17 protein-coding genes are annotated in these 21,738 nt (G+C 35.8%); 7 read left to right on the top strand and 10 right to left on the bottom strand.

All coding sequences use genetic code 11. The features are described from left to right. The first annotated feature begins 65 nt into the window (after positions 1-65). Positions 66-530: a pyridoxamine 5'-phosphate oxidase family protein gene (locus RNZ46_RS13230; RefSeq protein WP_316982641.1), complete on the top strand. Its 465-nt coding sequence runs from the start codon at positions 66-68 to the stop codon at positions 528-530. A 57-nt stretch (positions 531-587) separates the two neighbouring features. On the opposite strand, the gene secDF is transcribed toward RNZ46_RS13230, so the two are convergent. The 7 genes from secDF to RNZ46_RS13195 form a co-directional block, all read right to left on the bottom strand. Then, positions 588-3,581, bottom strand: coding sequence for a protein translocase subunit SecDF (gene secDF, locus RNZ46_RS13225; RefSeq protein ID WP_316982640.1), 2,994 nt, complete (start codon positions 3,579-3,581; stop codon positions 588-590). Between the two features lie 200 nt (positions 3,582-3,781). Further along, positions 3,782-4,453, bottom strand: coding sequence for a hypothetical protein (locus RNZ46_RS13220; RefSeq protein WP_316982639.1), 672 nt, complete (start codon positions 4,451-4,453; stop codon positions 3,782-3,784). A gap of 16 nt (positions 4,454-4,469) precedes the next feature. Continuing rightward, positions 4,470-5,396 carry a malate dehydrogenase gene (gene mdh, locus RNZ46_RS13215; RefSeq protein ID WP_316982638.1) on the bottom strand — a complete coding sequence of 309 codons (927 nt, stop codon included), beginning with the start codon at positions 5,394-5,396 and terminating at the stop codon, positions 4,470-4,472. 239 nt (positions 5,397-5,635) lie between these two features. Then, positions 5,636-6,673, bottom strand: a complete 1,038-nt coding sequence (locus RNZ46_RS13210) for a DUF6588 family protein (RefSeq protein WP_316982637.1) — start codon at positions 6,671-6,673, stop codon at positions 5,636-5,638. A gap of 108 nt (positions 6,674-6,781) precedes the next feature. Further along, positions 6,782-9,328 carry a TonB-dependent receptor gene (locus RNZ46_RS13205; RefSeq protein WP_316982636.1) on the bottom strand — a complete coding sequence of 849 codons (2,547 nt, stop codon included), beginning with the start codon at positions 9,326-9,328 and terminating at the stop codon, positions 6,782-6,784. Continuing rightward, entirely contained in the window at positions 9,315-10,229 is a 915-nt protein-coding gene (locus RNZ46_RS13200) for a FecR family protein (protein ID WP_316982635.1), read from the bottom strand. The genes RNZ46_RS13205 and RNZ46_RS13200 overlap by 14 nt, the downstream gene beginning before the upstream one ends. A gap of 53 nt (positions 10,230-10,282) precedes the next feature. Further along, a complete protein-coding gene (locus RNZ46_RS13195) occupies positions 10,283-10,798 on the bottom strand; it encodes an RNA polymerase sigma factor (RefSeq protein WP_316982634.1) in 516 nt (171 codons plus the stop codon). A 307-nt stretch (positions 10,799-11,105) separates the two neighbouring features. Here RNZ46_RS13195 and RNZ46_RS13190 point away from each other — a divergent pair, with 307 nt between their 5' ends. The 4 genes from RNZ46_RS13190 to RNZ46_RS13175 all read left to right on the top strand — a co-directional run bounded on the left by RNZ46_RS13190 (position 11,106) and on the right by RNZ46_RS13175 (position 14,287). Next, a complete protein-coding gene (locus tag RNZ46_RS13190; protein ID WP_316982633.1) occupies positions 11,106-12,158 on the top strand; it encodes a hypothetical protein in 1,053 nt (350 codons plus the stop codon). Between the two features lie 92 nt (positions 12,159-12,250). After that, entirely contained in the window at positions 12,251-13,039 is a 789-nt protein-coding gene (locus RNZ46_RS13185) for a membrane metalloprotease (RefSeq protein WP_316982632.1), read from the top strand. A gap of 30 nt (positions 13,040-13,069) precedes the next feature. Beyond that, complete coding sequence (locus tag RNZ46_RS13180) at positions 13,070-13,663, top strand: porin family protein (protein ID WP_311942731.1); 594 nt, start codon at positions 13,070-13,072, stop codon at positions 13,661-13,663. A 165-nt stretch (positions 13,664-13,828) separates the two neighbouring features. Then, entirely contained in the window at positions 13,829-14,287 is a 459-nt protein-coding gene (locus RNZ46_RS13175) for a hypothetical protein (protein ID WP_316982631.1), read from the top strand. 96 nt (positions 14,288-14,383) lie between these two features. Here the strand turns inward: RNZ46_RS13175 and gyrB are convergent, their stop codons facing one another. Then, complete coding sequence (gene gyrB / locus RNZ46_RS13170; RefSeq protein ID WP_316982630.1) at positions 14,384-16,333, bottom strand: DNA topoisomerase (ATP-hydrolyzing) subunit B; 1,950 nt, start codon at positions 16,331-16,333, stop codon at positions 14,384-14,386. A 336-nt stretch (positions 16,334-16,669) separates the two neighbouring features. Continuing rightward, positions 16,670-18,334 (bottom strand): asparagine synthase B, encoded by a 1,665-nt coding sequence (gene asnB, locus RNZ46_RS13165; protein WP_316982629.1) that lies wholly within the window; start codon positions 18,332-18,334, stop codon positions 16,670-16,672. 261 nt (positions 18,335-18,595) lie between these two features. Between asnB and RNZ46_RS13160 the strand changes: the two genes are divergently transcribed. After that, positions 18,596-19,141: a DUF2911 domain-containing protein gene (locus RNZ46_RS13160; RefSeq protein ID WP_316982628.1), complete on the top strand. Its 546-nt coding sequence runs from the start codon at positions 18,596-18,598 to the stop codon at positions 19,139-19,141. A 97-nt stretch (positions 19,142-19,238) separates the two neighbouring features. On the opposite strand, the gene RNZ46_RS13155 is transcribed toward RNZ46_RS13160, so the two are convergent. Continuing rightward, entirely contained in the window at positions 19,239-19,868 is a 630-nt protein-coding gene (locus tag RNZ46_RS13155) for a 7-carboxy-7-deazaguanine synthase QueE (RefSeq protein WP_316982627.1), read from the bottom strand. 270 nt (positions 19,869-20,138) lie between these two features. Here RNZ46_RS13155 and RNZ46_RS13150 point away from each other — a divergent pair, with 270 nt between their 5' ends. Then, entirely contained in the window at positions 20,139-21,680 is a 1,542-nt protein-coding gene (locus RNZ46_RS13150; protein ID WP_316982626.1) for a helicase HerA-like domain-containing protein, read from the top strand. The last annotated feature ends 58 nt before the right edge of the window (positions 21,681-21,738 follow it).

The following is a 21,738-nucleotide window of genomic DNA, read 5'->3' as shown; positions in this document are numbered from 1 at the left end:
CTCGATAATAAATAACTTACTTGGGTCTAATAGCTACTAGTATGTTGCCTTAAAATTAAAATGCCATGATACAAAATTTAGATCTAAAAGAAAGCCGCTTTATCCTTGAGAACAATTATATAGGGCATTTGTCGTACATCTATCAAAATAAGCCTTTTGTGGTGCCCATTACCTATTATTTCGACAAAAATAACAACGCCATTATTTGTTATTCGGGTGAAGGTCATAAAATAATTGCGATGAGAAAAAACAACGCCGTATCTCTTCAAGTTGCAGAAATATCAACCATTAACCATTGGAAATCGGTATTGGTTCACGGTAAGTTCGAACAGCAATTTGGTAGCGGTGCCAAGGCGTATCTTCATGCGTTTTCATTAGGTGTTAAGGATGTAATTATTGAAAAAGAGCATACAAAACTAGATTTTATCAGCGAGTTTTCAAGTAAAATTTTTAAAGGAAACACCCCTATTGTTTTCTTAATTAAGATAGAACATATTACCGGTAAAAAAAGGAAAGCATTAAATATCTAAAATAGAAAAGCCTATCAAATACATGATAGGCTTCTCATTATAAAGAAAAAATTTGAGTTAGTCGTTCTTCTTTTTTCCTTGTAATTTATTTACTGAATCGTACATGATTGGTGTTGCTATAAACAACGATGAATACGTACCAACTATAACACCCACAATTAAGGCAAACATAAAGCCTCGAATTGAATCGCCACCAAAAATAAAGATGGATAACAACACTACTAACGTTGTTAATGATGTATTTAGTGTTCTACTTAAAGTACTGCTTAATGATACGTTTACAACTTTATCGAATTTCCAAGAGGTGTGCTCGTTAAAAAACTCACGAATTCTATCGAATACAACCACGGTATCGTTTAACGAGTAACCAATAACAGTTAATATGGCTGCGATAAAGGCTTGGTCTATTTCCATACTGAACGGCATGAATTTATAGGTTAACGAGAATACCCCCAATACAATTAATACATCGTGGAAAACCGCTGATACCGCACCCAATGAGTACTGCCATTTCTTAAATCGGAATAAGATATAAAGGAACACTACTATTAACGAGCCCAATACCGCCCATACCGAGGCTTGTTTAATATCGTCGGCAATGGTTGGCGATACTTTGTAAGATTCAAGTAATCCAACTTGTTTGTTTACATCGTTTAAATCTATAAATTCTTCATAAGATATTCCTTCTAAATAAGGAACAAGACCATCATATAATGCTTTTCTAATTTCTTCATCAACTTCAGATCCTGTTTCGTTAACTTTATACTTAGTAGTAATTTTTAATTGATTGGCACTACCAAAGGTTTTAGCATCTGCGCTTCCAAAAATTTCCGGTTGCGAAAGTACATCGGTAATTTCGGCAGCACTAACATCTTGGTCAAAACGCACTTGATAGGTTCTACCACCAACAAAATCGACACCTTGGTCTAAGCTATTTGTAAACAACGAACCTAAACTTACTACAATAAATACTGCAGAAACCACATAAGCTACCTTACGTTTCTTTAAGAATTCAATGCTAATATTTCTGAATAAGTTTTTAGTTAATGCGGTTGAGAAATCTAACTTTCCGCCTCTGTTTACATACCAATCTACTAATAATCTGGTGATGAAAATAGCCGTAAATAAAGATGTTGCGATACCTATTAATAAGGTGGTTGCAAATCCTTTAATAGGGCCTGTTCCAAAAATAAATAAGATTAATGCTGTTAAACCGGTTGTAATATTGGCATCTAAAATAGAAGATAAGGCGTTACTAAATCCGTCTTGAATTGCTTCTTTTTGTCCTTTACCTTTTACGATTTCCTCACGAATACGCTCGAAGATAAGCACGTTCGCATCAACCGACATACCAATAGTTAACACAATACCTGCAATACCCGGTAAAGTTAATACGGCTCCTAAACCAGATAAAATACCAAAGATTAATAAGATATTCAACGCCATGGCGATGTCTGCAAATCCACCCGCTTTTCCGTAATAGAAAATCATCCAAAGTAATACTAATGCCAAGGCAATCATAAACGATTTGGTACCACTATCAATAGCTTCTTGCCCTAATGATGGACCAACTACTTCACTCGAAATGATATCGGCCGATGCCGGTAATTTACCTGCACGTAGTACATTGGCTAAATCGATAGCTTCGTTTAATGTAAAATCTCCAGAAATTGAAGAGCTTCCTCCGGCAATAGGCCCTGTAGTTACACCAGGTGCAGAATACACAATATTATCTAAAACAATGGCAATTTGACTGCCTTGGTTGAAGGCATTCCCAGTCATTTCTTCCCAAACCTTAGCGCCCTTAGAATTCATTTGCATAGACACTTCAGACTTACCTGTTGGCCCGAATTGGTTACGCGCATCGGTAACAACGGCACCACTTAAAGGCGGCACATTTTCTCTGTTACCAACCAAAGCGTATAAATCTACTAGCTCGCTATTCTTTTTTTGTTTACCAAAAGCAAACTTTACGTAACGTTGTTCTGCTGGCAATAAAGCTCTTACTTGTGGTAAGTTTAAATAATTTAAAACAGTTTCTTTATCTTTTAATTCGAAACTTGCAATGACAGGGCCACCTTGGTAACCTTGACCTTTAATTAAATCGAAAATTGGATTTACACTAGAAACAGCCGTTGAATCGGTTTCAGCTTCACCCAAAAGCGCATCAATTTGTGAGTCTTCTGCATTTTCTTCATCTTGAGGCTCTACCTCTTTATCAGCAGTATCAACTTTAACAATGTCTTTTAATACCTCGTTTGCCTGTACTAAAAACGGAAAAAATTCTTCTCCTTTATAAGCATCCCAAAACTCTAATTGAGCCGTACTCTGTAATAAGCTTGTAGCACGCTCAACATCTTTAACCCCTGGTAATTCCACCAAAATACGACCAGAATTTCCTAAACGCTGAATGTTTGGTGAGGTTACACCAAACTCATCAATACGCTTACGCAATACCTCGAAAGCCGAAACAATCGATTCATCAATTTTGGTTCTGATAACTCCTTTTACATCATCATCACTCATACTTCCATTAATCTCACCATCTAGAGCTTTGGTGTAGAATATATCTGGAGAGGCCAATTTTGTATCGCCTTTAATTCTATCAAACGCAATGAAAAAATCTTCTAAATAGGTGTTTTGACTATTTTTTTGAAGCTCGGTTGCGTCATCCAAAGCCTTATTAAAAACAGGGTCTTTGGTGTTGTTGGCCAATCCTTTTAATATATCTTTAACCGATACTTGCAAGATTACGTTAATACCACCTTTTAAATCCAAACCAAGATTCATGGCTTTTTGCTTCACATCATTATACGTGAATTTTGCAATACCTATATTATAAACCGTATCGTTGGCAATAGACTCAAGGTAATTTGTTTCTTCAATACTTCTTTTTGCTCTAAAATCATCCTCGGTATCCGGAATTTTATTTATAGCAATTTCTTGGGCTTCACTCTCAATTTGATTGGCTTTAAACGTGAATGATAATTGGTAAATACTTACCAAACCAAACAAGAGCGCAAATAATTTTACTAATCCTTTATTTTGCATTTTGTGTTTTTTTGTGTCTTAGTTTCCCACTTTTACGGGAATGACAAGTTTAATGATTCACAAGGTTTTACCTTGTTCAAAAATTGTTTCAATTTTAAAACGAGCAAATATAGAATTTTCTCGTAGTAATTGACAGTTTTTATATTTTAATAATTTTGATTGCTTTTGAGTTGAATACAAAAGCAGTTTTTTGAAGTGATTTAAACCAATGGTCCGGCTCTAACCTCGGGTATTTTATGTGAAGTATTATCTATTGCAATGGCAATATTATAATAAATTTTATAGACTACCTTTTCGCCGCTTTCGTTGACATCAAAAGGATTGACAAAGGCATATAAATTTGGATTTGATAATCTTTTGCTTTCTGGTTTTAACTCAACAACCGAGGTACCGTTTAAATCCCACGGCGCATCGTGCCCTTTTTGTATTTCGTAAACATCGAGTTTATAGCTAACTGTATGGTCATCAAAAGGACGCTTTGAAGAGCCTTCATTTTCACTTGGAAAACCAGCATCTAAAATGAGGTTTTTTTCTTTTGAAAAGGTCTTTTTAATACTTGCAACATCGGCATCACTGTGATATGTGATTTTTAACTTACCGCCTTCTTCTTCCTTTATTTGAATATTGCTAACACCTAAATCCTGCAATTGCTGTTTTATTATAGCAATGGTGTTTTGGGATTCGTCGGGTGTTATGGAAGCATCTGTAAATTGAAGAACAATTTCTTGATTTGGCACAATAGCTTGCTGCTGAGAAACAGCACCAAATAAGGTGATAATAACTATTAAAGCACTAATGTACCATTTTGAATTCATGCGCCAAATATAATAATAAAAGACTGTATTTCTACAGTCTTTTATTATAAAATCCAATTTGTGATATTAAAGTTTACAATTCAAGTAAACCATTTGTTTTTTTAACGCCTTCGGCACTTTGTTGCATGTGTGTTTTTTCAGCATCGCTCAACGGAATATCAACTATTTTTTCGATACCGTTTTCACCTAAAATCACAGGCACGCCAATACATAAATCGCTTAAACCGTATTCACCTTCCAATAAAGTTGAACAAGGGAACATTTTCTTTTGGTCGCAAGCAATGGCTTGAACCAATCCTGAAACCGCTGCACCTGGCGCATACCAAGCCGAAGTACCTAACAATTTGGTTAATGTGGCACCACCAACTTTAGTATCTTCTTTTACTTGATTTAATCGGTCGTCAGATAAAAACTCAGATACCTTAACACTATTTCGTGTGGCGTGCGATGTTAATGGCACCATACCCGTGTCGCTATGTCCGCCAATTACCATCCCATCTACATCGCTAATTGGAGCTCCTAAGGCTTCAGCTAGTCTGTATTTAAAACGTGCAGAATCTAAAGCGCCGCCCATACCAATAATTCTGTTTTTAGGTAAATCTGTTGTTTTATGAACCAAATACGTCATCGTATCCATGGGGTTACTCACCACAATAATAATGGTGTTTGGAGAATGCTCGATTAAACTCGATGACACCGATTTTACAATACCGGCATTAATACCAATTAATTCTTCGCGAGTCATTCCTGGCTTACGCGGAATACCCGAGGTAATAACACAAATATCGCTATTAGCGGTTTTGCTATAATCGTTTGTGATGCCTGTAATTTTGGTATCGAACCCGTTTAAAGATGCACATTGCATTAAATCCATGGCTTTACCTTCGGCATAGCCTTCTTTAATGTCTAATAATACAACCTCGGAAGCAAAGTTTTTAATCGCAATATACTCTGCGCAACTAGCTCCTACTGCCCCTGCTCCAACTACTGTAACTTTCATAAAATTATGTTTTAAATGATTTGTGATATGTTATAAATTCTAGTCAAAAGTCATTATTTATTTTGAATTAAAACATGACTATTGTTTGTTTTACCGCTAAAAATTTTGGTTAACAAAAGTATGAATTAAAATACTGCAAACGAAAAAAGTGCAAAATTAAAATCTTGCACTTTTTACTCAACTAATTATATAAACTAACTAAAACATTCATTTATTAAAAAATGAATTCAAAAAAACTATTATCTAAATCCGAAATTCACGCCTACTGAAAATGCATTAAACTCGGATAAATGGTACTCAGCATTTAATCTGAAAAAACCGATTTTTAATTTTGTACCAATAGTGCCTCTTACAGATGACACTTCGCTTGATACCGAAAAAGGATCGGTAATGGTTTGAGAAAATAATGGTCCGTTTGATACGGTATAAGTCCCTAATAAATCTGATTCCGACTTCCCTTTAATATATCCTAAACCACCATAAAAATTGATTACCGGCAATTTGGTTGATGCGATTAATTGTAATAACCAGGTATTGGTATCATTCTCTATACGTTGATTACTACCACTAATTCCTGAAGATCCTGTAATATCGTAAGTGCCATCCAAATGGGTGTAAGCCACCAATCCTGAAATAGCTACCGGCAACAATTTATCGGCAGGCAACCATTTGGTAAATTCCATTTGTAATCCCGCACCATACATGCTAATATCTACATCTTCGGTATTGATTTTAGGCACAAAACGCGCTTTTAATTCAATACCTTTGCTTAGCCCAATAGCACCTTGAATAAACGCTGTTGGCAGTAAGTTTGCCGTATCCGAACCAATGCCACTTGGCAAGGTTATGGTTTCTTGTTGAGGACCTAAAATAGGATCGTTATAAGTAACTACGATATCAATATCCGGTTCATTTTCCCCTAAAGCAGTTGCTACAGATTTTGATGTTGAAGCATCGGCAAACGACACCACAAAATCTTGATCTGGGTCGCTATTGTAATCTGCAATATTCATTAAAAATGATTTGTGCTCATTTTGTATGGTTGCAGCATTGGCTATTATTGAAATTTCAAAACCTCCAAGTGGTTTAGCGTCTGCCGTATTAAACCAACCGGCATTCATGCTGTGCATTAAGCCATCGGTTCCCGACATTAAATAATCATTTGCAAAACGTTCTGCATTTTTTACACCTGCGGCCAGAAGTGCATCTAAATCATTTTGAGCTTTTGAAGTAATTGTTGCTATACAAAACAACATCAATAGAGTTAATTTTTTCATTTTATTTTAAGATTTGGGTTTGACAAAAATATAAAAAACATCGAACTAAACAACATTTAATCGTAAAAATAATACATTTTATCGATTTTTTTAATGTGATTTACTATTCTAAAAATTGATTCTAAAACTTAAATTTGGCGTTAAACCAAGTGATTTATTATCAATTTGAACAACCGAATTTGAATCTTCAGGGTGTACCTCGTAATACCTATTGATGCTATTCTTTTTATTCATAACATTAATAACACCCAAACTAATAGCACCATTAGCCGTATTTGACAGGTTGAAATTATATTTCAAAGAAGCATCCAATCGGATAAAATCGTCTAAGTTTTCATTGTTTGGGAGGTCGTAATTTACCACAGTATTATTGCCGTTTTGTATGGTTTCATTGCCTTCTACGGGTTTCGTATAAGGAGCACCGGAACGGTAAACACCTCCAACAGACACTTTTAAATTATCAATAATATCATAATTAAAAGCCAAAGACACCGAATGCCTTACATCTACATTGTTTGGAAAAACAGATGGGGTAATACTTTCAAACTCATAATCATTTACGCTATAGGTATAGCTCACCCAAGCGCTGTAAGTATCAGCTGATTTGTTCATTAAAAACTCGATACCCTTTACATGATAACTCCCCGTGGCATTTATATATTGAAAATTATTATAAAACCCTTGGTTGGATGCTGTTATGCCATCAACTATTTTATAAAATGCTTCAACATCAATAACAAAATTATTTTGGTTAAATTCGAAACCAAAAGAGCCTTGTTTGCTTTCAGAAATAGGAATCGAGCTGTTATTTGCCAAAATCCAACGGCGGTTTTCAACGCCTAAAAAATCATCTTGGAAATCGATAATCTGGGTGGCCGATTGGTTTTTAAACTCACCTTGCAATTTTAAAGCAAAGAAATTATTTAGTTTTTGCCTAACATTCAATCTAGGTTCAATAATTATTTTATTGAATTTCTGAAAATAATTCCCGCGAACCCCAAACCTGAGATAAGTATTGTGTTTATTAAATTCAAATTCACTAAAAAGCGCGTGGTTAAGCAACACATCTTTTTTGGTTTTATCGTAAGAGGGCGCGCTAACTGTGGTTTCGTTTAAAATGCCTATTTCACTAAATTGATAGCCGTTTAATAAATTTAGATTATCGTTAATCTTAAAATCGGTTTTAAGCTTTACTCCCGTTTCGAGAACTTCGTTTGCTTGGGTTAATTTTTGATCGGTTTCAATTCTATAATCAACCGCATCCACGTTATATTTTGAGTAAAAGGCATTGAATTCTGTTGAAAACTTAGCATGCCATGTCGCATTCCAGTTTACACCAGCTCCCAAGTTTTGTTGCTTTAAATTACTAGTTTTGGAGTCTGTTTCATTATCCGTATTTGTAAAGCTTTCGGTGTAATCTAAATTATTATTAATACCTATAATGTTGGCTCTAATTTTATGATTATCATTTAAATCGAACAGCACTTTTGCGGTGTAATCGTAAAAGAAAAAATCGGACGATTTGTTACTCTCGCTAATGTTATCGCTGTTTGTGGTGAGTTCGCTATCTTGAAAACTACGTTCAAAATACGTATCGTAAGTTGGTGAGCTAAAAACATCTGTAAACGAACGCCTACCCGATATATGAACGGCCAGTTTTTTACTTAACGGTATTTCCAAAAAAGCATCGGCATGTATCAAATTAGCGCCAACGCCGCCTTTAAAACCTTCATTTATCTTATTTTTAGTAGACATATTTATGGTGCTGGACACGCCATCGCTAAACTCGCTTGAGGTTCCGTTTTTGGTCACCGTAACACGATTTGTTAAATACGGGTTGTAAGCTGAAATGAGTCCGAAGAAATGCCCCGAATGGTACATTTTAATGTCATCCCAAAGAATAAGGTTTTGGTCGTTTGTACCGCCTCGAACATTAATATTTGCAACACTCTCGTTAACACTTTCAACGCCCGGTAAAGCTTGAATGGATTGCATAATATCCGGTTCTGAGAGTCCAGGTAAAATGCCAAACTTTTCGGTGTTTAAAATGGTGCTTCCGTCAATGCGTTTTTGCAAACCCGTGGTTAAAAATTTGGTGATTAGAACCTGGTTGAGCGTTTCGCTCTTTACTTGCATTTCAATGGTCTTACAAGTATTATCTAACAACATTAAATCTGCAGCTTTAAAAACCTGTGTTTCAAAACCCAAAAAAGATAAGATTATTGTTTCGTTCGCTCCAACTTCATCTAAATTAAAAGCGCCATCAATATCTGTGATCACACCTTTTGTAGAATTTTCAATTAAAACCGAAGCCCCAAGCAAAGGTTCTTTAGTTTTTTCTGAAACCAAAACACCACAAATAGCTATGGTTTTGTTAATTGTGGAAACCGTGATATAGCGCTCGTTAAGAAACTTAAAATTTAAAAGTGTGGTAGCGTTTAAATTTTGAATGATTTGATGTAATGTATTTGATTTGATAGGTTGATCGACCAAAACATTGCTAACATCATCTATGGAATAGGAAAATTTAACATCAAATTGATTCTCTAATTGCTGTATAACATCTAATAGCGGTAGTTTTTCCTGGGCTTGTAAACCAAAAGAAAAGCAGCAATAGACAGAAAGTAAAACGATGAAGTGTTTAGTTTTTGTCATAGTTATATAACTCAACTTTATTACCGTTTATTTTGTAGCTCAATTTAAGTGGAATGGTTACAGATTGTAATGCTATGTTCTTATCGGTGTGTGTAAAACTACCGGAAAACGTTTTGGCAACATCTACTTTTGAGGCATCAATAGTTATATCGTATTGAATTTCCAACTCATTAATTACTTGCCATAGCGGCACATTATCAAATGAAGATTCTTTGGCTAACCACGATGGGGTTTCTGCATTAAAATCTTTAGCCGAAACAATTTCATTATTTACAACCCGAAATGATTTACCCGGGGTTAACACCACTTTTTCTTTGCTATGTGTTACACTTACAGAACCTTCGTAACATTGTACTTCAAAATAATTAGGGCGTTCTTTTACGTTAAATTGCGTACCTAAAACCTGGATGCTTCCTATTTCTGTATTCACAATAAATTTTTCTCCTTTTGTAACTTTAAAAAAAGCTTCGCCATTTAAATCAAGACTTCGGCTTTTTTCCCAAGTTTTTTTATTGAAAGACAGTTTGGACTGTGCATTTAAAATAACTTCAGAATCATCGGGAAGGTTAAACGTTTCTGTTTGTGCAATGGCTGTTGAATAGGATTTTGTATTGTTGAAGAATAAAAAATAAGACGACGTAAGCATAACCACCAAAATAGCTGCCACCTTTAAAATCGATTTAAAGTTTAACGGAATAACCTTAGACTCTTTCTTTTTAAAAGATCTGGTTTTAAATTCTGCTAAAGCCTGTTGTGCATCTACTTTAGGCACATCAATTTGTTTGGCATAAAAGGCAGCTTTTTCCAATGCCGAAAAGTCTTCATCGGGATATAGCTTTTTAATCTCCGCGGTAGAGATGTCGCCATCAAACCATTTTAGTATGTCGTTTTCTTTATTCATTTTTTGTCTTTCCTACAATTAAGACACCTATATTTATATTTACCCTACCCGAGTTAAATATTTTCTATATGTGCCCTTAAGATTTTAAGTGCGCCAGACATTCTTTTCTCAACTGCTTTTTGAGAGATTTCTAGCATTTCCGCTATTTCCCGATACTTTTTACCGTCTATTCTGTTTAATAAAAACACCTCGCGTTGCGCTTCGGATAGTAAAGCTATGGCGTTTTGCAATTTGGTTTTAAACTCTTCCTCTTCCAATAAATATTCAGGACTCTCATTGGTTTTATCAATATAAGGTGCGGCTTTGGCATATTCCAAAACCACCTTATTATGTTTTACTTTATTTAAAAACAAATTGTTTACCGTGGTAAACAAATACGTTTTGGCTTTGGTAAAATCAATTTTAGAACAGTTTTCCCAAATTTTAGAAAAGGCTTCTTGCACCAAATCTAAGGCATTGTCTTTATCGCCACATTTATAATATGCAAAATTGCTGGCATGCTGAATATGCTCTAAATAAAACGTATTAAAGTGGGTTTCTTCACAAAGTTTGGTGTTGTTGCTATTCATTTAATAGGTAAATATTGAGGCGGCAAGTTATTATTTTTTTACAAAAATAGGGTAAATTTATTTTTAGATGTCTTTAAGTTATAAGAAACTTAAATGACATTATGAAAAATAAAACTATTATTAAAATCACAGAAATTCTATTGAAAATCGCACTAATAGTAAGTGTTTTGGCAGCTATTTACTTAATATCAAAAATTATTTTAAAATAAAAAGTAGGGTAAAATTAAACACAGGTGTCTTACTTATAGAAAGGCGAAAAAATCGCTATGAAAAAGAAAAATTAAAAAACCCAAAAAAAATTAGTATTATGAAAACCTTAAAATTATTTACAGCAATCTTATTTCTTTCATTTTTAGGATTAACTTCTTGTCAAGATGAAATTGATAGTGAAAATGGTCAAAATCCAAATACCAATTCCCCAAACTCTGAAACTGCAAGTAACCTGGAGCGTTCCTCGATGCACGATGGAAGTTTTGATGACTTTTTAGATGGCACATCTTGCTCTTCAATAATTTTGCCCGTTACCGCAACTATTAACGGTACTGAGTTAACCATAGTAAGTGAATCTCAATTCGATTTGGTTTTAAGCATTTTAGGAGAATTCATTAATGATAATGATACGATTGAATTTCAATTTCCTTTATCGGTTATGATGAGCAATTACACCGAAGTTCAAATCGCCAATCAAACCGAGTACGATGCGCTTATGAACGCTTGTGAGCAAGCCGAACAACAAGGTGAGGCCGCTATTAATTGTTTAAACATCGATTTTCCGATAACCATTCTAACCTACAACTTAAATTTAGAGCAAACAGGTAGCGTGGTTATAGAATCTGAACAACAATTATATGCCTACATGAATAATTTAGAAAGCAATGATAGATTTGCCATAAACTACCCAATAACGGCAACCGTTAACGGAGATACGGTGGTAGAAGTTGCTAGTGATTTCGATTTAAAAACTCAAATTACAGATTGTTTAGCCACAGATGACGCTAAAGAAGAAGCCGAAGAAAATGCTAAATCTTTAGAAACCATTTTAGTTGAAGGCGCTTTTAAAGTAGAATCGTTTATTACCGCGGGTGTTGATACAGCTACGGATTATGCAAACTACACCATAGATTTTGCTAACGATTTAAGTTGTGTTGCTAAAAACACGGTAAATACAACCATTAGCGATGTTGAAGGGACATACGCTGTAACATCAGAGCTTGAAGTATTTTTAAATTTAACTTTTACGGGCAACGCTACTTTCGAATTATTAAACCATAGTTGGGAAGTTACAAGCTACTCAGAAAGTTCAATCTCTCTGCAAAGCACAACAAATGCTGCAATAACTCTAGTATTAACCCAAATTTAAAACTAGATTCGCATTTGTGACGTATGTTATGGTAAAACAGCTGCTAAAAAATAGCAGCTGTTTTTAAAATATAAACGAAAAGTATTCTCAATATGAAGTATAGATTTTTAATAACACTTTTACTTATAGTTTCTTTAATGGCTTGTTCTAAAGAAGAAGTATCCAATCAAGTCGACTCTAATAACGGCGGCACAGAAACCAACAAAGCTGCAAATCGAAAAACCACGGGAGCTTCGGCCAACGATCTATTATCGAGCAGCACATTTAAAAGTATGATTATCGAGCTTGTTTATGTAGACGGATTCGAACCTACACAAACCGCGATAAACAATTTAAAATCCTTCATTGAAGCACGAACATTTAAACCTAATGGCATTACAATTGAAAAAAGATCTATTGCGCCAACAGGTAAATTGAAGTACAGCATCGAAGATATTATAAGTATTGAAGACTCTAATAGAACAAAGTATAATACCAACAATCAAATCGCGATTTGGGCATTTTTTGCAAACGGCGAATCAAACAAAAACACCGAGAATGGTGTTGTTTTAGGTACCGCCTACCGAAACACGTCATTTGTTATTTATCAAGAAACCATTGAAGATTTAAGCAACAGTGCTTTTGAACCTGACAGAAGTGTTTTAGAAACTACGGTTATCACACATGAATTCGGACATATTTTTGGCCTCACAAACCTAGGTACACCAATGGTTAGTAACCATGAAGACAGCTCACATGCTAAACATTGTAACGACGAGGACTGTTTAATGTACTGGTCTGCCGAAACCGGCGACGGTTTGTCCAATTTAATTGGCAGTAATAAAGCACCCGAATTGGATGCGCAATGTATAGCCGATTTACAAGCCAATGGCGGAAAATAAATTATTAATAATCATTTAATCCTACAAACAATGAAAAACACATTTTTAACATTAAGCTTAATTTTTACAACTTTATTTAGCTTGCAAGCACAAGAAAACAATAGCAATAACAATTCCAACGCAGGGATAAAATTTGGCTACAATCTAGCTGCTGTAAGTTTTGATGGCGATACCGAAACCGGTCAGCGTCACGCCTTTCATTTAGGTTTTTATGGCGAATCGTTTTTAAGCGAAAGTGCTGCCCTTCAAGTAGAATTTTTATACTCACAACAAGGCTACGAACTTAGAGATAATGGCGGCACATTTACCCAAAAATTAGATTATTTGAATCTTCCCTTATCATTAAAACTATATCCAAGCGAAAGCTTCTTTTTAGAAGCGGGCCCACAAATAGGTTTAGCGATTTCACATAAGGAAGAATTTGATAGTAACTTTGGACTATTTGATACCTCTCAAGAATTTGAACCAAATACACTCGATTGGGGTTTTAACTTTGGAGGCGGCTTTAAAACAAGTTCCGGAGTTTCATTGGGTGTAAGATATCATCTCGGAATGGGCGAAGTATACGACGAAGGAAGTCCGCAAAACAGGGTATGGCAATTCTCCATAGGGTTTGATTTTTAATCCACAAAAAACTAAGCTGTCTAAAAAAATTAGGCAGCTTTTTTCTTATTAACAATCCAATGATCTAAAAATAATAGAATTGAAGGTAGGGTAAAAAACTTTAGGGTTGTCTTATTTATGAAAGCACTTGTAAAGTGCATTTATTAAATTTTAAAATTAAAAGTTATGACCTTATTTAAATCAATAGTATTAATAGCAGCGTTAAGTTTTTCAATTGCAATTCAAGCCCAGGAAGCTGAGGTTTCGAATGAAACAAAGATGGATAAAAAATCCTATTATCAGAAAAGAGCTCAAGAAGACGCTAAATTCGAACAGGAGTTTAGTGCCGAAACAAAAGCTGAGGAGGAAGCTTTTTGGAAAGAACAAAAAGCTTATGAAAAAGATTTAAAAAGAAGAGACAGAAAAGCACACAAAGCTTACATGAAGGGAAAGCGAGATGCCTATGCCGAACATTATGAGCATTGCAACCACCATTGTCATCATAGTGATTATTATTACCATCATGCCACGGTTTATTATTATAGGTATGATGGGCACTATTACCAGGGACACCCTAGAAGAAACACCGTGACCGCAAGAATAAACGTAAGTACTCCAAGGATTGGTTTGGGATTAGGGATTTAAACAAGCATTTTAATTAATCCTAAAACACCTCAATCATATCCATAAAAAATGTCGCTTAAATTAAGCGACATTTTTAATTCTATAAATTAATTTTAATTATGCGTCAATATTGGCATAAATAGCATTCTTCTCTATAAACTCTCTACGTGGTGGTACTTCATCGCCCATTAACATTGAGAAAATTCGATCTGCCTCTGTACCGTTATCGATTTGCACTAAACGCATGGTTCTAAACTCCGGATTCATTGTGGTGTCCCAAAGTTGCTCCGCGTTCATCTCACCAAGACCCTTATAGCGCTGTATTTTAGAGTTTTCTCCAAATTCTGCAACAATCTCGTCACGTTCTTTATCAGACCACGCATACTGTTTTTTAGCGCCTTTTTTAACTAGATATAATGGCGGTGTTGCTATGTAAACATGACCATTTTCTATAAGCTCCCTCATATACCTAAAGAAGAAGGTTAAAATTAAGGTTGCAATGTGGCTACCATCAATATCGGCATCACACATAATCACAATTTTATGGTACCTTAATTTTGATAAATTAAGTGCTTTGCTATCCTCCTCGGTACCAATAGTTACACCTAAAGCCGTGAAAATATTTTTAATCTCTTCGTTTTCAAACACTTTATGTTGCATGGCTTTTTCAACATTTAATATTTTTCCACGCAGAGGCAGTATGGCTTGAAAGGCTCTATCTCGACCTTGTTTAGCGGTTCCACCTGCCGAGTCACCCTCAACTAAAAACACTTCACATTTTGCTGGATCCTGCTCCGAGCAATCGGATAATTTCCCGGGTAAACCGCCAATACTCATTACGGTTTTACGCTGCACCATTTCGCGTGCTTTTTGAGCTGCATGACGCGCTTGAGCAGCAAGAATCACCTTTTGAACAATGGTTTTGGCATCGTCTGGATGTTCTTCTAAATAATCGGTTAACATTTCTGAAACCGCTTGACTAACCGATGCCGAAACTTCACGGTTACCTAATTTGGTTTTTGTTTGCCCTTCAAATTGTGGTTCTTGAACTTTTACCGAAATAATAGCTGTTAAACCTTCACGGAAATCATCTCCGGCAATATCAAATTTTAATTTATCCAACATCCCAGATTCATCGGCATACTTTTTAAGGGTATGAGTCAATCCGCGACGGAAGCCCGATAAATGGGTCCCTCCTTCATGCGTATTAATATTATTTACATAAGAATGCAGGTTTTCGGCATACGATGTGTTATAAATCATAGCCACCTCAACAGGCACACCATTCTTTTCACCTTCAAAAGCAATTACTTCATTTATCAAGGGTTCGCGGTTTCCATCCAAAAACTTGATAAATTCCTTTAAACCTTCTTCCGAATGAAATGTTTCACCCTCAAACTCACCCTCTTCATTTTTATGTCGTTTATCAACGAGATGCACGGTAATTCCTTTATTAAGATATGCCAGCTCTCGCATTCTGCTTGCCAAAGTATCGTAGCTATACTCCAGTGTTTGGGTGAAAATGGTTGGATCTGGCTTAAAAGTAACAATGGTTCCTCTTTTATCGGTTTCGCCAACCTTTTTGGCAGGATACATGGGTTTCCCTTTTTCGTATTCCTGCTCCCAAATTTCTCCTTTTCTATAAACGGTCGCTTTGAGATGGGTTGATAATGCGTTTACACAACTCACACCAACACCATGCAATCCTCCAGATACTTTATAAGAATCTTTATCGAACTTTCCACCGGCACCAATTTTGGTCATTACAACCTCGAGTGCCGAAACGCCTTCTTTTTTGTGAATATCAATTGGAATACCACGTCCATCATCTTCTGTGGTAATCGAGTTGTCCTCGTTAATGGTTACCGTAATATTATCGCAATGGCCTGCTAGAGCTTCATCAATGGAGTTGTCTACAACTTCATAAACCAAATGATGCAAACCTCTTGTGCCCGTATCCCCGATATACATGGACGGACGCATACGCACATGCTCCATGCCTTCTAAGGCCTGAATACTATCTGCCGAATAATTATCCTTATTAAATTCTTCTCTTTTTTCGCTCATATGATATTATTTTATAATCTTTTTTATAATTATATTTTACACAAAAAAAGATGCTTTTTAGCATCCTTTTGAATACAAACAAATATACGAAATAACAAAGCCTTTAAAAAGCATTTTAACGAGTTTGTTCAATAATTATCAACAATTGTTAATTACTCAAAACACTCTTAAATCGCCTAAAAAGTACCTTAGATTGGATTTTGAGTGTTTTTTAGTCTTTCGTTTTTCACAAAAAATAGAAAACGATTTAAAACGCATCATTTGAGATTTTAATAAACAAAAAAAGACCAACAAAAACGCTGGTCTTTACTCAAATAAAATATAACTGATTACCTTTTAATAGGCATCATCATGCACTTTTGCAACTGCCCTACCCGATGGGTCGTTCATATTCTTAAAAGCTTCATCCCATTCTAAAGCTATTTTTGTGCTACAGGCCACACTTGGCTCTTGTGGTACGCTTAAAGCTGCGGCATCACTCGGGAAATGCTCTTCAAAAATGGTGCGATAATAATACTCTTCTTTGTTTATTGGGGTTTGAATTGGGTAACGGTATTTAGCATTCTCCATTTGCTCATCGGTTACCTCCTTTTCAACCAATTCCTTTAGCGTGTCAATCCAACTGTAACCTACGCCATCGCTAAATTGTTCTTTCTGCCTCCATGCGACGCTTTCCGGAATCATGTCTTCAAACGCCTTACGAATCACCCATTTTTCCATGCGCTCGCCGTTAATCATTTTATCTTTTGGATTGATGCGCATGGCCACATCGATAAATTCTTTATCTAAAAATGGTACACGTCCCTCAATGCCCCAAGCTGCCAAACTTTTGTTGGCCCTTAAACAATCGTACATGTGCAATTTGTCTAGTTTACGCACGGTTTCGTCGTGAAACTCTTTAGCATCCGGTGCTTTGTGGAAGTATAAATAACCTCCAAAAATCTCATCGGCGCCTTCGCCTGACAATACCATTTTAATACCCATAGACTTAATAACACGCGCCATTAAATACATTGGTGTAGACGAGCGTATCGTGGTAATATCGTAAGTTTCAATGTTATAAATAACATCTTTAACCGCATCCAAACCTTCTTGAATGGTGAATTTGATTTCGTGATGTACGGTACCAATATGGTCGGCCACTTTTTTGGCGGCAGCTAAATCTGGTGAGCCTTCCAACCCTACAGAAAAGGAGTGCAATTGGGGCCACCACGCTTTTTCTTTATCGTCTGCTTCAATTCGTCTTTCAGAATATTTTTTAGCAATGGCCGATGTTACCGAAGAATCCAATCCTCCGGAAAGTAAAACACCGTACGGCACATCACTCATTAATTGCCTGTGCACTGCATCTTCCAAAGCTTGTTTTACTTCTGCAATACTGGTTTCGTTATCTTTAACTGCATCATACTCGGTCCATTCCCTATTGTACCATTTTACAAACTCCCCGTCTTTACTGCTTAAATAATGCCCTGGCGGAAACAGTTCAATTTTAGTACAAACACCTTCTAAAGCCTTTAATTCTGAGGCCACATAAAATGTTCCGTTTTTATCCCAACCAATGTATAAAGGAATAATGCCCATGTGATCTCTGGCCACAAAATATTCGTCTTTTTCAACGTCGTAGATAGCAAATCCGAAAATACCGTTCATGTCATCTACAAAATCAACGCCCTTTTCTTTATACAGAGCTAAAATAACCTCGCAATCGCTTTCGGTTTGAAAGTTGTATTTGCCATCAAATTGTTGGCGCAATTCCCGATGGTTATAAATCTCGCCGTTTGCGGCAAGAATCAGTTTTTTATCTTCACTAAACAAAGGTTGTTTTCCCGAAGCCGGATCAACAATAGCCAAACGTTCGTGCGCTAAAATGGCTTTATCATCGCTATAAATACCGCTCCAATCTGGTCCACGATGACGAATGGTTTTAGACATTTCTAATATTTGAGGTCTTAAATCTTCGGCCTTCTGTTTTAAATCGAATGCACATACAATTCCACACATAATCTTTATCTTTAAAAATATTTAATTCTAATTAACGGTACAAAAATGCCATTATACTTTTATTATAAAAACACAAAGCGAACAATTGATTATAATTTAAAACTAATTTATCGTTATTAATGTAAATATGAAACTATATAGATAAATTTCAAGAAGATATGCTTCAATATTGTAAACTTTAACATATTGAAACGACTTTTATAAAAATATTAAGACAATATCGCAGTACTTTTAAATCATTCTTAAAACTTAAAAATCATTATGAAAAAATCAACACTTATCACGACCTTGGCTTTTGCATTTGTTATGCTTTTAACCACTAATGTTAATGCTCAAAAATTTAGTAAATTAGATAAAAGCCCAATGGATGCTGCGGCATTCCCGTCTGATTACAAAGAGTCAAACAAATTAATAAAGATTGTGTATAGCCGGCCACAACTTAAAGGAAGAGACTTAGCCACTTTGGCTCCTAGCGGCAAAGTATGGCGAACTGGCGCCAATGAAGCGGCAGAACTAACGCTTTATACCGATATGAAATTGGGAAACAAAACCGTAAAAGCTGGTACTTACACATTTTATTTAATACCTGGAGAGGAAGAATGCACAGCAATAATTAATTCAGACTTAAATGTGTGGGGTTCGTACTTTTATAACGAAGCCAATGATGTAGCACGCTTATCGGTACCATTAAACGTATCGGAAGAATCTATTGAAGCCTTCTCAATTGCTTTTGATGAAGCTGATAACGGCGTAAATATGCATTTGGGTTGGGGCACCGCAAGATTAACGGTTCCTTTTACAAAATAAGACGCTAGGCGTTAAATAATATAAAATGTTCCAATGGTTTTATACCGTTGGAACATTTTTTATTGATTACTTTATGACCGAAGACTGAAGACTGAATTTAAGGAATATTCAAATATTTATGGGTTTGTAGCGATACTTTCCATTTAGGATTTTTCATGACGTAATCTACAATTTCCGGCACGACTTTATCACGTTTGCTCCATTCGGGCTGTAAGTATAAAATGCAGTTCTTATTTACTTTGGCGGCTTGTTCTTCCGCAAAGCGAAAATCGTCTTTATTATAAACAATTACTTTAAGTTCGTGGGCCTTTTCATAAATTTCGTTGGTGGGCAATTTTAGTTTTTTGGGAGACAAGCAAATCCAATCCCAAGTTCCGGTTAATTTGTACGCACCAGAGGTTTCAATATGCGTTTGTAAACCTTCGGCCTTAAGCCTATCGGTTAACAAGGTCATGTCCCACGTTAATGGCTCACCACCTGTTATTACAATGGTATCGCTGTATTTTTTTGCGTTTTCTACAATTTTGAGCGTTTCAGTTGGCGGATGTATATTGGCATTCCAACTTTCTTTTACATCGCACCAATGGCAACCTACATCGCAGCCACCAATACGAATAAAATAAGCCGCCGTCCCTTTATGATAGCCTTCACCTTGGATGGTATAAAACTCTTCCATTAAGGGCAACATTTCGCCTTTATCAACTAATAATTGTATCTCCTTATTCATAGTTTGCAAAGATACATATTCCTTTAAGTTATTTTAATTATTAAATACATTTCCTTTTCAAATTAATTTTATGATTAACTGAGCATTAAGCAATACAGCAACTATATCACTTCAGTCGCAAAAAATTATGTCAATAAACAGACCTAAGTAGCTTAAATGCCAACACTAAACATCTACAGTTTATTGAAAAAACAAAATAGCGCTTATTCGCTCTAAACACTATTTTTTTCTTCTTCATTTTTCCTGTACTTTTATGCAAATTTTTGAAGCATGAGTAATAAGGATACTTTTTTTAAATACATTACCGACGGCAATACCACAAAAGGCGATTTTATCCCTATTGGCGCTGCCATGTTAAACGGCGAAACCGTTACTGGCGCACATGTAAAAATCCCTTTAAAAACCTTAAACCGCCATGGTTTAATTGCGGGAGCTACCGGTACGGGCAAAACAAAATCGTTGCAGGTTTTAGCCGAAAATTTAAGCGACAAAGGCATCCCTGTTTTGCTGATGGATATTAAAGGTGATTTAAGCGGATTGGCGCAACCAAGTCCCGGTCATCCTAAAATTGATGAACGCCACGAAAAAATAGGATTGCCGTTTGAAGCCAAATCGTTTCCTGTTGAAATATTAACCCTTTCCGAACAAGATGGCGTAAGATTAAGAGCAACCGTTAGCGAATTCGGCCCTGTTTTATTATCGCGTATTTTAGATTTAACTGAAACCCAATCTGGTGTTGTTGCCGTTATTTTTCAGTATTGCGACGACAATAAATATCCCATTCTCGACTTAAAGGATTTTAAAAAAATTCTGCAATATGCCACCAATGAAGGTAAAAAAGAATTTACCGAAGCCTATGGCAGGATATCAACCGCATCAACAGGTGCTATCTTAAGAAAGGTTGTAGAACTTGAACAACAAGGTGCCGATTTGTTTTTTGGTGAAACCTCGTTTGAGGTTGACGATTTATTACGAGTTGATGAAGACGGCAGAGGCTACATAAACATTATCAGACTTACCGATATACAAGACAGACCCAAACTGTTTTCAACGTTTATGTTGAGCTTGTTGGCCGAAATTTATTCAACTTTCCCAGAACAAGGCGATAGTGATAGGCCAGAACTTGTAATGTTTATCGACGAGGCGCATTTAATTTTCAATGAAGCTTCAAAAGCCTTATTAAGTCAAATTGAAAGTATTGTAAAACTAATTCGTAGTAAAGGTGTCGGATTGTATTTTGTAACCCAAAACCCAACCGATGTACCCGAAGCGGTTTTAAGTCAATTAGGATTAAAAGTCCAACATGCCTTAAGAGCCTTTACAGCAAAAGACAGAAAAGCCATTAAACTAACCGCACAAAATTATCCGGATTCGGAATATTATGATACAGCCGAAGTTTTAACATCATTAGGTATTGGTGAAGCCCTAGTATCGGCATTGGATGAAAAAGGACGCCCTACCCCGCTTGCGGCTACCATGATGCGGGCACCAATGAGCAGAATGGATGTGTTAACCGATAGCGAATTAAGCAACTTATTATCGCAATCGAAATTGGTAAAAAAATATAACGAAACCATCGATAGGGAAAGTGCCTACGAAATGCTTAACGAAAAAATAAAACAAGCTGAAGCCGAAGAAGCCCAGGAAAAAGCGCGCCAAGAAAAAGAAGCTCTTAAAAAAGCAGAATCTAAACGACGAACATCAACCACAAGACGACGAAGTACACGCATGAATCCGATAGTTAAGGTCCTTACAAGCGCCACTTTTATAAGAAGTGCTTTTGGTATTCTTACAAAACTGATGAAAAAATAGTCACCGCTGTAACCAAGTAATACCTCTATAAAGGGAAGAAAAACAACAAGTAAAACCA

The sequence above is a fragment of the Hwangdonia lutea genome (assembly GCF_032814565.1).
Taxonomy (GTDB): domain Bacteria; phylum Bacteroidota; class Bacteroidia; order Flavobacteriales; family Flavobacteriaceae; genus Hwangdonia; species Hwangdonia lutea.
Note: the sequence above shows the minus strand (reverse complement) of the source record. Positions and strands in the feature narration are given on the sequence as shown.